At 71.5% G+C, this 11,880-nt stretch carries 10 protein-coding genes; 4 read left to right on the top strand and 6 right to left on the bottom strand.

The genetic code is table 11. The annotated features are described in order from the left end of the window. Positions 1–36 precede the first annotated feature (36 nt). From ACFWVV_RS32710 to ACFWVV_RS32700, 3 genes are all read right to left on the bottom strand, one after another. Positions 37–720, bottom strand: a complete 684-nt coding sequence (locus ACFWVV_RS32710; RefSeq protein ID WP_384345013.1) for a DUF305 domain-containing protein — start codon at positions 718–720, stop codon at positions 37–39. Next, positions 717–1,370: a DUF3105 domain-containing protein gene (locus ACFWVV_RS32705; RefSeq protein WP_384345010.1), complete on the bottom strand. Its 654-nt coding sequence runs from the start codon at positions 1,368–1,370 to the stop codon at positions 717–719. The genes ACFWVV_RS32710 and ACFWVV_RS32705 overlap by 4 nt, the downstream gene beginning before the upstream one ends. Before the next feature lie 73 nt (positions 1,371–1,443). Continuing rightward, a complete protein-coding gene (locus ACFWVV_RS32700) occupies positions 1,444–1,770 on the bottom strand; it encodes a hypothetical protein (protein WP_384345007.1) in 327 nt (108 codons plus the stop codon). Between the two features lie 311 nt (positions 1,771–2,081). On the opposite strand from ACFWVV_RS32700, the gene ACFWVV_RS32695 reads away from it, so the two are divergent. The 3 genes from ACFWVV_RS32695 to ACFWVV_RS32685 all read left to right on the top strand — a co-directional run bounded on the left by ACFWVV_RS32695 (position 2,082) and on the right by ACFWVV_RS32685 (position 4,878). Then, entirely contained in the window at positions 2,082–3,443 is a 1,362-nt protein-coding gene (locus ACFWVV_RS32695; RefSeq protein ID WP_384345004.1) for a glutamine synthetase family protein, read from the top strand. A 176-nt stretch (positions 3,444–3,619) separates the two neighbouring features. Continuing rightward, on the top strand, positions 3,620–4,357 hold the full coding sequence (locus ACFWVV_RS32690) for an SAM-dependent methyltransferase (protein ID WP_384345001.1): 738 nt from the start codon (positions 3,620–3,622) through the stop codon (positions 4,355–4,357). Between the two features lie 5 nt (positions 4,358–4,362). Continuing rightward, positions 4,363–4,878, top strand: a complete 516-nt coding sequence (locus ACFWVV_RS32685) for a DinB family protein (RefSeq protein WP_384344998.1) — start codon at positions 4,363–4,365, stop codon at positions 4,876–4,878. Between the two features lie 91 nt (positions 4,879–4,969). On the opposite strand, the gene ACFWVV_RS32680 is transcribed toward ACFWVV_RS32685, so the two are convergent. The 3 genes from ACFWVV_RS32680 to ACFWVV_RS32670 form a co-directional block, all read right to left on the bottom strand. Beyond that, positions 4,970–7,960 (bottom strand): bifunctional [glutamine synthetase] adenylyltransferase/[glutamine synthetase]-adenylyl-L-tyrosine phosphorylase, encoded by a 2,991-nt coding sequence (locus ACFWVV_RS32680; RefSeq protein ID WP_384344996.1) that lies wholly within the window; start codon positions 7,958–7,960, stop codon positions 4,970–4,972. A gap of 215 nt (positions 7,961–8,175) precedes the next feature. Then, the gene (locus ACFWVV_RS32675) at positions 8,176–9,051 is read right to left on the bottom strand and encodes a phosphatase PAP2 family protein (protein WP_384344993.1); all 876 of its coding nucleotides are present in this window, start codon (positions 9,049–9,051) and stop codon (positions 8,176–8,178) included. Between the two features lie 76 nt (positions 9,052–9,127). Next, on the bottom strand, positions 9,128–10,147 hold the full coding sequence (locus tag ACFWVV_RS32670) for a LacI family DNA-binding transcriptional regulator (protein ID WP_384344990.1): 1,020 nt from the start codon (positions 10,145–10,147) through the stop codon (positions 9,128–9,130). Positions 10,148–10,486: 339 nt separating this feature from the next. Here ACFWVV_RS32670 and ACFWVV_RS32665 point away from each other — a divergent pair, with 339 nt between their 5' ends. After that, positions 10,487–11,761, top strand: a complete 1,275-nt coding sequence (locus ACFWVV_RS32665) for an extracellular solute-binding protein (RefSeq protein ID WP_384344987.1) — start codon at positions 10,487–10,489, stop codon at positions 11,759–11,761. Positions 11,762–11,880: the final 119 nt, after the last annotated feature.

Below are 11,880 nucleotides of genomic sequence, written 5' to 3'. Positions count from 1 at the left end.
CCCCGGACGCCCTTCACCCCACCCCGGACAGCAGCCCTACCGTTCGCCGCCCCCGGCGCCCCGCTCCTTCAGCATGGTGTCCATCAGGTCCAGTTCGGACTGCTGCGCGTCGGCCATCCCCTGCGCGAGGGCCCGCTCCGCCGGCACCGTGCACAGCTTGGCGCAGCCCTGCGCCATCGCCACCCCGCCCCGGTGGTGGGTGGTCATCAGCCGCAGGTACTGGATCTCGGCCTGCTTCCCGCTTGCCCGGCCCAGCGCCGCCAGCTCCGCCCGGGTCGCCATGCCCGGCATCAGCCCGTCCTCCTTCGGCTCCGGGACACCCGCGTGGTCCGCGTGCCCCATCCACCCCATCGCGGGCACGTCGGGAGACGCGATCTTCGGCAGGCCCCACAGGTCCAGCCAGCCCAGCAGCATGCCGCGCTGATTGGCCTGAGTATTGGCGATGTCGTACGCGAGGCGCCGTACGTCCGCGTCGCGCGTCCGGTCCCGTACGACGAACGACATCTCCACGGCCTGCTGGTGATGGGCCGCCATGTCCCTGGCGAACCCGGCGTCCGCCGAACTCCCGCCGGGCACCGCGGACGTGCTGGACGCGGCGGGCGACACGTCCGAGGTGCCGGGCGCCGGTGCGGAGGCCGCCCGGGTCACGACCACCGCGCCCACCGCCACCACCAGGGCGAACACCACGGCCCCCACGGCGCTCCACAGGGACCGGCTCACTCCTGGCCCACCGTGTCCAGCGTCAGGCCGTTCGAGCAGGCCGCTCCCGGCTCGGGGGTCTGCGGGCCCATCACGTACCGGGTGAAGAACTGATTGACCCGCGGGTCGTCCGCGCCGGTCACCGTGACCTGCTTGCCCCACGCGCTCAGCATGATCGCCCCGGCCTGCTCCTTCACCGGGCTCATCAGCGAGTACTGGGTCTTCGCCACCTTCTTCGCCAGCTTGTCGATCTCGCCCTTGGGCGCCTTGTCGTTGTAGGTCACCCAGACCGCGCCGTGCTCCAGCGAGTGGACGGCGTGCTTGTTGGGGACCGGCTTCGCGTAGACGTCGCCCTGACAGTTCATCCAGGCCTGGTGGTGGTCGCCGCCGACCGGCGGGGTCATCGGGTAGCCGACCTCCTTGGTGACGTGCTTGCGGCCCAGCTTCTTGGCGTCCCAGACCTTCTCGTCCCTGATGGGGGCCTTCGCCGCGGCGGCCTCGGAGTCCTTCTTGTCGGACTCCTTCATGAAGACGTACGCCCCGAAGCCGATCAGCCCGGCGAGCACGGCACCGCCGGTGACCAGGGCGATCAGCTTGTTGCGGCGCTCGCGGGCCTTCTCGGCGCGCCGCATCTCCTCTATCCGGGCCTTGCGGGAAGTGGTGGCAGACATGAGTGGCAGCATCCTTAACGTGAAACGGAGGTCAGGAAAGGGAGAGCGGGAGCCCGGCGCACGGGAACCTCTCCTACCTCCGCAGCACCTGAAGCACATGCCGCCCCGGCGCGCGGGCCCGGGCCTCGCCGCCGCGCCGCACCCCAGCAGGCCCGGCGGCCTCCTCCCGCCGTACCGGGAGCGCGAGCGCACCCGGCGGGGCATCCTGCGGCGGCGCGGTCAGTATCGCGGGGGCCAGATGCGCGAGGACACCGCAATGCCCCTGCTCATAGGGGCAGTTGTAGGCGACGGCCGGGGAAGGTGCCGCGGTGTGCGGCCCGCCGTCGGCCAGGGCGGCAACCGGCCCCAGGCAGACCAGGAGCGCGCCGAAGAGGGCGGCCGAGGCACACAGGAGCGCCACGCCACGCCTGACGCGCGCGATGCCCGTGGTGCGCGCAATGCGCCCCAGGTGCCCGTGGCGCCTGATGCGACTGTTGCGGGTGTGCCGTAAGCCCCCCATGAGGGGGGATCGTAACGGCCCCCTCGCCGTACGTCACCAGGCAACCGGACGGAACCTCTCACCGGGCCCGTGACCAGCACGCCGCACACCCGCGGCGCCGCGACGAGGGGCGGTACGCAACCTGCCCGAAACCGTGTGGTGGGATGCTGGGAGCCCCCAGTGTGTCCCGAGGCGTGGGAGCAGGCGGCCTGACCAGCAAAAGGGAAGTGAAAATGGACAAGCAGCAGGAATTCGTGCTCCGTACGTTGGAGGAGCGGGACATCCGCTTCGTACGCCTGTGGTTCACCGATGTGCTGGGCTTCCTGAAATCGGTCGCCGTGGCGCCGGCCGAGCTGGAGCAGGCCTTCGACGAGGGCATCGGCTTCGACGGCTCCGCCATCGAGGGGTTCGCCCGGGTCTACGAGTCCGACATGATCGCCAAGCCGGACCCCAGCACCTTCCAGATCCTCCCGTGGCGCGCGGAAGCCCCCGGCACGGCCCGGATGTTCTGCGACATCCTGATGCCGGACGGCTCGCCGTCCTTCGCCGACCCCCGCTACGTACTCAAGCGCATCCTGAACAAGACCTCCGACCTCGGCTTCACCTTCTACACCCATCCCGAGATCGAGTTCTTCCTTCTCAAGGACAAGCCGCTGGACGGATCCAAGCCCGTCCCCGCCGACAACTCCGGCTACTTCGACCACACCCCGCAGAACGTCGGCATGGACTTCCGCCGCCAGGCGATCACCATGCTCGAATCCATGGGCATCTCGGTCGAGTTCAGCCACCACGAGGGCGCCCCCGGCCAGCAGGAGATCGACCTGCGCTACGCCGACGCGCTCTCCACGGCCGACAACATCATGACGTTCCGCCTGGTCATGAAGCAGGTCGCACTGGAACAGGGCGTCCAGGCCACCTTCATGCCCAAGCCGTTCTCGGAGTTCCCCGGCTCGGGCATGCACACCCACCTCTCCCTCTTCGAGGGCGACCGCAACGCCTTCTACGAGTCGGGTGCCGAGTACCAGCTGTCCAAGGTGGGCCGCTCCTTCATCGCCGGCCTGCTCAAGCACGCCGCAGAGATCTCCGCCGTCACCAACCAGTGGGTCAACTCCTACAAGCGCATCTGGGGCGGCTCGGCCCGCACGGCGGGCTCCGGCGGCGAGGCCCCCTCGTACATCTGCTGGGGCCACAACAACCGTTCCGCTCTCATCCGGGTGCCGATGTACAAGCCCGGCAAGACCGGCTCCTCGCGCGTCGAGGTCCGCTCCATCGACTCCGGCGCCAACCCCTACCTCACGTACGCGGTGCTGCTCGCCGCCGGCCTCAAGGGCATCGAGGAGGGCTACGAACTCCCGCCGGGCGCCGACGACGACGTGTGGGCGCTCTCGGACGCAGAACGCCGCGCCATGGGCATCGAACCCCTCCCGCAGAACCTCGGCGAGGCGATCGACCTGATGGAACGCAGCGAACTGGTCGCCGAAACCCTCGGCGAGCACGTCTTCGACTTCTTCCTGCGCAACAAGAAGCAGGAGTGGGAGGAGTACCGCAGCGAGGTCACCGCCTTCGAGCTGCGGAAGAACCTGCCGGTGCTGTAGTGCCGTAGCACTGTCCCCGCGGGTGCTGCGCGCGCGGTTCCGCTGTCACCGCAGCCGCGCGGTGCGGCCGGACCCGCGGGGCCCTGGGGCGGGCGGGGGCGATGGGGTGGGCGGGGGCGATGGGGTGGGCGCTAATTCGGATGCGAGGGGGTCAATTCGCTGGCAGGGTGCGGATCATGGACCGTTCCCGTGCCTCGCAGCTGGCTCACGCACACCACCCCATCTCCTCGCCGCTCGACGAGTCCTCCCTCGACCGCGTGCTCGCGCGCGCCCTCGACCGGGGCGGCGAGCGGATACTCGACCTCGGCTGCGGACAGGCCGAGTGGCTGATCCGCGCCCTCGAGGCGCACCCCGCCACCACCGCCGTGGGCGTCGACATCGCGGCGAACGCGCTCGCCGAGGCCCGCGCGCAGGCCGACGCGCGGGGCGTCGGCGACCGGCTGACCCTTCTGGAAGCGGACGCCGCCGCCTTCGTGCCGGACGCGCCCTTCGACGTCATCATCAGCTCCGGCGCCTCGCACGCCTTCGGCGGCCTGCCGGCGACGCTGGAGCGGGTGCACCAGTACCTCGCGCGCGGCGGCCGCGTCGTCATCGGCGACGCCTACTGGCTGACGGCGCCCTCGCCCGAGGCCGTCGAGATGCTGGGGGAGTACGACAACCTGGCCGACACCGTCGACCGCATCACCGGCGCCGGCTGGACCCCGGTCTACGGCCACCTCTCCACCCGGCACGAGCTCGACGACTACGAGTGGAACTGGACGGGCTCGCTGGCCGCCTGGGCCCTGGACCACCCCGAGGACCCGGACAGCGCGGACGCGCTCGCCCTGTCCGCCGTCCACCGCACCGAATGGCTGCGCGGCTACCGCGACAGCTTCGGCTTCCACACCCTCGTCCTGCGCCGCACGGAAGGCTGAGCTCCGTGGACACCGGCGACCGGCGCCCGGCCCCGCCACTGCGCGGCGGTGAACGCGAGACCCTGCGCGGTTTCCTGGAGTTCCACCGGGCCACCCTCGCCATGAAGTGCGAGGGGCTGACCGACGAGGAGTTGCGGCGGCAGTCGTCGGCGCCTTCGACGCTGACCCTGCTGGGCCTGGTGCGGCACATGGCGGAGGTCGAGCGGACCTGGTTCAGGCGCGTCATCAACCAGGAGCTGGACCTGCCGTTCGTCTGGTCGGACAAGGGCGACTTCCAGGAGGCGTACGACGCGTCGGGCTCGACCCGGGCGGAGGCGTTCGCCGCGTGGGAGGCGGAGGTCGAGCACTCCCGCCGCATCGAACGGGAAGCGGCATCCCTGGACGTCACCGGCTATGTCCCCCGGTGGGAGGAGGACGTGTCGCTGCGGCTGGTGATGCTGCACCTCCTGCATGAGTACGCCCGGCACAACGGCCACGCGGACTTCCTGCGCGAGGGCATCGACGGCGTGGTCGGGGCCTAGCACCGGCTCCGGCAGACCGCGCCGGAGCCCTCCACGGGCAGCACCCCCCCCGCAATACGCACCGCGCCCCCCGCAATACGCACCGCACCCCTCACGCCCCGTAGAAGAGTTCCTCCATGACGGCGCGGGCGCGGCGGGTGATGCGGCGGTAGTCGTCCAGCATGTCGCCGACATGGCCGGTGTCGTACCCCAGGTAGCGGCCCATGGCAGCGAGCTCGCGGCCGTCCGAGGGGAAGGTGTCGCCGGCCCGGCCGCGCACCAGCATCACGCCGTTGCGCACCCGGGTGGCCAGCACCCAGGCCTCGTCGAGGATGGCCGCCTCCTCCGTCGGGATCAGGCCCGCCGCGTGCGCGGCGGCCAGCGCCTCCCGGGTCCGGGTGGTGCGCAGGCCCGGCTCCGCCCAGCCGTGCTGCATCTGCAGCAGCTGCACCGTCCACTCCACGTCGCTCAGCCCGCCCCGGCCCAGCTTCGTGTGCAGGGTCGCGTCCGCGCCGCGCGGCATCCGCTCCGACTCCATCCGGGCCTTGAGCCGCCGGATCTCCCGGACCGCGTCCTCGCCGAGGCCCTCCATCGGGTACCGCAGCGGGTCCACCAGCTCGATGAAGCGCTGCCCGAGGTCCACATCGCCCGCCATCGGGTACGCCCGCAGCAGCGCCTGGCTCTCCCAGACCAGCGACCAGCGCCGGTAATAGGCGCCGTAGGAGTTCAGGGTGCGCACCAGCGGTCCGCTCTTGCCCTCCGGGCGCAAATCCGCGTCGATCAGCAGCGGCGGGTCCGCGGTGGGCAGCTGGAGCAGCCTGCGCATCTCGGTGACCACCTTGTTGGCGGCCAGGGCGGCCTCCTGCTCGTCCACGCCCTCGCGCGGCTCGTGCACGAACAGCACGTCCGCGTCGGAGCCGTAGCCCAGTTCGTGCCCGCCGAAACGGCCCATGCCGATCACCGCGAACCGGGTGGGCAGCTCGTCGCCCCACTGCTCGCGGACCGCCGCCCGCAGCGCACCCGCCACGGCCGCCGCGTTCAGCGCCGTCACCGCGTCGCCGACCCGGTCCACCAGTGCCCCCGGGTCGGACTCGGCGGGGCTCTCCTCCGTGCCGTAACTGCCGATGATGTCGGCGGCGGTGGTGCGGAACAGCTCCCTGCGCCGTACCCCGCGCGCCGCCGCCACCGCCGCCTCGGCCCCGTCCGCGCGCCCGACCGCGGCCAGCACCTCCTGCTCCAGGTGCTCGCGGCCGCGCGGGTTGAGCCCCTTGGGATCGCCGAGGATCGCCACCGCCTCCGGGGCGCGCAGCAGCAGGTCGGGGGCGAGCCGCCCGGCGGAGAGCACCCGGGCGAGGTTCTCCGCCGCCGCCCCCTCGTCCCGCAGCAGCCGCAGGTACCACGGGGTCTTGCCGAGCGCGTCCGACACCTTGCGGAAGCCCAGCAGTCCCGCGTCCGGGTCGGCGGAGTCCGCGAACCAGCCCAGCAGCACCGGCAGCAGGGTGCGCTGGATGGCCGCCTTGCGGGTGACCCCCGAGGACAGCGCCTCCAGGTGCCGCAGCGCGCCGACCGGGTCCGCGTACCCGAGCGCCTCCAGACGCTGGCCGGCCGCGCGCGGGCTCAGCCTGATCTCGCCGGGAGACAGCTGGGCGACGGCGTCCAGCAGCGGCCGGTAGAAGAGCTTCTCGTGCAGCCGCCGGACGACCGAGGCGTGCCGCTTCCAGACGCTCTGCAGCTCGGTGACCGGCTCGCCGCGCAGCCCGAGCGAACGCCCCAGCCTGCGCAGATCCGCCTGGGACTCCGGCACCAGGTGGGTGCGGCGCATCCGGTACAGCTGGATGCGGTGCTCCATCTGCCGCAGGAAGCGGTACGCCTCGTCGAGCTGGGCGGCGTCCGCCCGGCCGACGTACCCCCCGTCGGCCAGCGCCCGCAGGGCCTCCAGCGTGCTGCCGCTGTGCAGCGTCGCGTCGCTGCGCCCGTGCACCAGCTGGAGCAGCTGTACGGCGAACTCGACGTCCCGCAGCCCGCCGGGGCCCAGCTTCAGCTCGCGCTCCAGCTGCCCGGGCGGGATGTTGTCGACCACCCGGCGGCGCATCCGCTGCACGTCGGGCACGAAGTTCTCCCGCTCGGCGGCCTGCCACACCAGGGGCGAGAGGGCCGCGACGTACTCCTCGCCGAGGGCGAGGTCGCCGGCCACCGGGCGGGCCTTCAGCAGGGCCTGGAACTCCCAGGTCTTGGCCCAGCGCTGGTAGTACGCGAGGTGGCTGGAGAGGGTGCGGACCAGGGGGCCGTTGCGCCCCTCGGGGCGGAGGTTGGCGTCCACCGGCCAGATGGTGCCCTCGACGGTGGTCTCCGAGCAGATCCGCATCAGGTGCGAGGCGAGCCGGGTCGCGGCCCGTACCGCCTTCTCCTCGTCGGCGCCGTCGGCGGCCTCCCCGACGAAGATGACGTCGACGTCGGAGATGTAGTTCAGCTCGTGACCGCCGCACTTGCCCATCGCGATCACCGCGAGCCGGCAGATCGCGTCGTCGTCGGGGGCGGCCCGGCGGGCGATCGCGAGGGCGGCGCGCAGGGTGGCCGTCGCGAGGTCGGCGAGCTCGGCCGCCGTGCGGGCCACATCGGTGCTGCCGCACACGTCGCGGGCCGCGATCGACAGCAGGCACCTGCGGTAGGCGACGCGCAGGGTCACCGGGTCGTCGGCGCCGGACAGCCCGTGCTCGAACTCCGCCACCCCGGGATGCAGGTCGGCGGCCTCGTACGTGAGCAGCGCGTGCCAGTCACCGGGGTGCCGGGCGAGGTGGTCGGCGAGTGCCTCGGAGGCGCCCATGACGCCCAGCAGCCGGTCGCGGAACGGCTTCGCGGAGACGAGGGTGCGCAGGAGGTCCTGGCGTTCCTCGTCGCTCGGCTGGGCCTCCGCCAGCCGCAGGAGCCCGAGCAGGGCGAGGTCGGGGTCGGCCGTCGCACCCAGGGCGTCCAGCAGGACCGGGTCGTGGCGGACGGGGGCGAGCGCCTCCTCGTCGAGGAGGCGCTCGGCGGTGGAGGGGTCGGTGAACCCGTGCCGGATGAGACGCGTGAAAGTGCTGCTGCGGCGGCCTGGCACGGTCATGTCGGTTCCCCGCCCTCTCGCTCGGTACGTGCGGTACGCGTACCGAGCCTATGGGGCGCCGCCCGCCGCGCACGCCCGGGCATGCCCGCCGCGAGGGGAGCGGGGTCGGGCGCGCGCGGCGGGTGGGCGCGCGGCGGCCGGGACGGGGACGGGGGGGGGAGGCGCGTGCGGGCAGCGGGCGCTCGGCGGCCGGGACGGGGACGGGGCGGTGGGGGTCAGGCGCGTGCGGGCAGCGGACCCGGGGGCCTGCCACCGGGGGCGACCAGCTTCGGCAGCCGGTGCGGCATCGAGCCGTACCAGGCGAAGGCGACCGCGTACCCGAAGGCCAGGCACATGATCCCGCCGACGGCGTCCAGCCAGAAGTGGTTCGCGGTGGCGACGATGACGACCAGGGTCAGGGTGGGGTACAGCAGCCCGAGGATCCGCGCCCAGGGCGCCGACGCCAGGAAGAAGATCGTCAGCCCGCACCAGGTCGACCACCCGATGTGCATCGAGGGCATCGCCGCGTACTGGTTCGTCATGTGCTTGAGGTCGCCGGAGGCCATCGAGCCCCAGGTGTGGTGGACCAGCACCGTGTCGACGAAGCCGCCGCCGTTCATCAGCCGGGGCGGGGCCAGCGGGTACAGGTAGTAGCCGACCAGGGCGACGCCCGTGGTGGCGAAGAGGATGGTCCTGGAGGCCGCGTACCGGCCGGGCTGCCACCGGTAGAGCCACACCAGCACACCCAGCGTGACCAGGAAGTGCAACGTCGCGTAGTAGTAGTTCATCGAGACGATCAGCCAGGTCACGGAGTCGATCGCGTGATTGACGGACTTCTCCACGGCGATCCCGAGCTGCTGCTCGGTCTTCCAGATCCAGTCGGCGTTGGCGAGCGCCTTCGCCTTCTGCTCGGGCACCGCGTTGCGGACGAGCGAATAGATCCAGTAGCTGACCGCGATCAGCAGGATCTCGAACCAGAACCGGGGCCTGCGCGGCGACCGGATCCGCTGCAGGAGCGAGAGCCGGGCCGGTGCCGTCTCCTCCTCGCTCACCTCGGGTGACGCGGTGACGGCGCTCCGGCCTGCCTCTGTTCTCGTGGTCGCTTCACCCATGGGACGGAAGTCTGCCAGACCGTTGTCCTGCACCGATCATCCTCGGGGGGGGTTTGAGAGGGGGCCGGGGTCCCCCTCAAGGACGAGGTCCTGAGGCGGTTGACCCCCGTACGACCAGTTCCGGCATGAACACGAACTCGCTGTGCGGGGCCGGCGTCCCGCCGACCTCTTCCAGCAGGGCCCGGACCGCCGCCTGCCCCATTGCGGTGACCGGCTTGCGGATGGTGGTGAGCGGCGGGTCGGTGAACGCGATGAGGGGGGAGTCGTCGAAGCCGACCACGGAGATGTCGCGCGGCACCTCGAGACCCAGCCTGCGGGCCGCCCGTATCGCCCCGAGCGCCATCATGTCGCTGGCGCAGACCACCGCGGTGCAGCCCCGCTCGATCAGCGCGGAGGCGGCCGCCTGGCCGCCCTCCAGGGTGTAGAGGGAATGCTGGACGAGGTCGTCCGCCTCCTCGGCGGACATCCCGAACCGCTCCTGCATGCTGCCGCGGAAGCCCTCGATCTTGCGGAGCACGGGCACGAACCGCTTCGGCCCGACGGCCAGCCCTATCCGGGTGTGGCCCAGCGCCGCGAGGTGGGTGACCGCGAGCCGCATCGCGGCGCGGTCGTCCGGTGAGATGAACGGTGCCTGCACCTTCGGCGAGAACCCGTCCACCAGGACGAAGGGAACGCCCTGCGCGCGCAGCTGCTCGTAGCGCTGCGTGTCCGCCGTGGTGTCCGCGTGGAGACCGGAGACGAAGATGATGCCGGAGACGCCGCGGGCGACGAGCATCTCCGTGAGCTCGTCCTCGGTGGAGCCGCCCGGGGTCTGGGTGGCGAGCACCGGGGTGTAGCCCTGGCGGGTCAGGGCCTGGCCGATCACCTGCGCGAGCGCGGGAAAGATCGGGTTCTCCAGCTCGGGGGTGATCAGCCCGACGAGGCCGGCGCTGAGCCGGCGCAGCCGGACCGGTCGCTCGTACCCGAGGACGTCGAGAGCGGCGAGTACGGATTCGCGGGTGGCCGAGGCAACACCCGGCTTGCCGTTGAGGACCCGGCTGACCGTCGCTTCGCTGACCCCCGCCTGGGCTGCGATGTCGGCTAGCCGTGCGGTCATGATGTGGGACCTTACCGGGCTCCTGTCCCCTTGCCCACCAGGCGCAGGATTCGGCCGGAAGGGGGACGGCCGCCGGGTCCGGCGGACCCGGATCCCTCCTCGGGAATGACAGTCTTGCAATTTCTTGCGAACGCCCTGCCGCACCCCGTACAGCCGCCCTGTCACGGCTCCGGCGTGCGGGACAAGGGGAGCGGAGGGCAACCCGGAGGACACGCGGACGTAACGATCGACCCCCCTTGCAGAAATTTCACGCAAACTCTTTCGGACTTCTTTCAGGCTTGTTACGTTCCTGACGACCCGGCGCCGCGACGGAGCGGTACGGCAGTTGAAGGAGTTCAGATGCGACGTGGCATAGCAGCCACCGCCCTGGTCGCGACGCTGGCGCTCGCGGCGACCGCGTGCAGCGGCGACAGTGACAGCGGTCAGACCAAGGGCTCGGGCGGCGAGCTCGCCGGCGAGGTCACCTGGTGGGACACCTCCACCGTCGGCAGCGAGGACAAGGTCTTCAAGAAGATCGCCGAGGACTTCAAGAAGAAGCACCCCAAGGTCGCCGTCAAGTACGTCAACGTGCCCTTCGGCGACGCCCAGAACAAGTTCAAGAACGCCGCACAGGCCGGCGCCGGAGCCCCGGACGTGATCCGCGCCGAGGTCGCCTGGACCCCCGACTTCGCGGACCTCGGCTACCTGGCCCCGCTGGACGGCACCACCGCCCTGAAGAACGAGGGCGACTTCCTGAAGCAGGCCGCGGCCTCCACGAAGTACAAGGACAAGACCTACGCCGTCCCGCAGGTCATCGACTCCATGGGCATCTTCTACAACAAGAAGATGCTCAAGGACGCGGGCGTCGAGGTGCCGAAGACCATCGACGAGCTGAAGACCGCCGCGAAGAAGATCAAGGTGAAGACCGGCAAGACCGGCATGTACCTGCGCGGCGACGACGCGTACTGGTTCCTCTCCTTCCTCTACGGCGAGGGCGGCGACCTGGTCGACGCCAAGAACAAGAAGGTCACCATCGACGGCCCGGCCGGCGTCAAGGCGATGAACGTCGCCAAGGACCTGGTGACCTCCGGGGCCGCCAGGACCGACGCCACCGACGGCTTCGACAACATGCAGAAGGCGTTCAAGTCCGGCGACGTCGCGATGATGATCAACGGCCCGTGGGCGATCGCCGACACCTACGCCGGTGACCAGTTCAAGGACAAGTCCAACCTGGGCATCGCCCCGGTCCCGGCCGGTTCCGCCGGACAGGGCGCCCCGCAGGGCGGCCACAACCTCGCCGTGTACGCGGGCTCCAAGAACCTGGACGCCTCCTACGCCTTCGTCGAGTACATGTCCTCGCCCGAGGTACAGGCGCAGGTCACCAAGGAGCTCAACCTGCTCCCGACCCGCACCGCGGTCTACTCGCAGCCCGAGGTCGCCAAGAACGAGATCGTCACGTTCTTCAAGCCGGTCGTCGACAAGGCCGTCGAGCGCCCGTGGATCCCGGAGACCGGCAGCCTGTTCGCCCCGCTGGTCACCGAGTACACCAAGGTCCTCACCGGCCAGACCACGCCCGAGGCGGGCGTGAAGACCACCGGCGAGTCGTACCGCAAGCTCCTCAAGGGCTGGAACTAGGAAGCACCGATGACTGCTGCTGACACCAGCCGGTCGGCGGCGCCGGGCGCGGGGGGGGGCGCACCCCCCCCCCCGCCCGGGCCCGCCCCCCCGCACCAACCCACGAACGGGCGGGGCCC

The organism is Streptomyces sp. NPDC058663, assembly GCF_042716745.1.
Classification (GTDB): Bacteria; Actinomycetota; Actinomycetes; order Streptomycetales; family Streptomycetaceae; genus Streptomyces.
Note: the sequence above shows the minus strand (reverse complement) of the source record. Positions and strands in the feature narration are given on the sequence as shown.

Bases quoted from the DNA above. Each gene is read 5' to 3' on its own strand.
- ACFWVV_RS32690 (WP_384345001.1), top strand. From the start codon at position 3,620: ATGGACCGTTCCCGTGCCTCGCAGCTGGCTCACGCACACCACCCCATC.
- ACFWVV_RS32665 (WP_384344987.1), top strand. From the start codon at position 10,487: ATGCGACGTGGCATAGCAGCCACCGCCCTGGTCGCGACGCTGGCGCTC.
- ACFWVV_RS32670 (WP_384344990.1), bottom strand. From the start codon at position 10,147: ATGACCGCACGGCTAGCCGACATCGCAGCCCAGGCGGGGGTCAGCGAA.
- ACFWVV_RS32695 (WP_384345004.1), top strand. From the start codon at position 2,082: ATGGACAAGCAGCAGGAATTCGTGCTCCGTACGTTGGAGGAGCGGGAC.
- ACFWVV_RS32680 (WP_384344996.1), bottom strand. From the start codon at position 7,960: ATGACCGTGCCAGGCCGCCGCAGCAGCACTTTCACGCGTCTCATCCGG.
- ACFWVV_RS32675 (WP_384344993.1), bottom strand. From the start codon at position 9,051: ATGGGTGAAGCGACCACGAGAACAGAGGCAGGCCGGAGCGCCGTCACC.
- ACFWVV_RS32705 (WP_384345010.1), bottom strand. From the start codon at position 1,370: ATGTCTGCCACCACTTCCCGCAAGGCCCGGATAGAGGAGATGCGGCGC.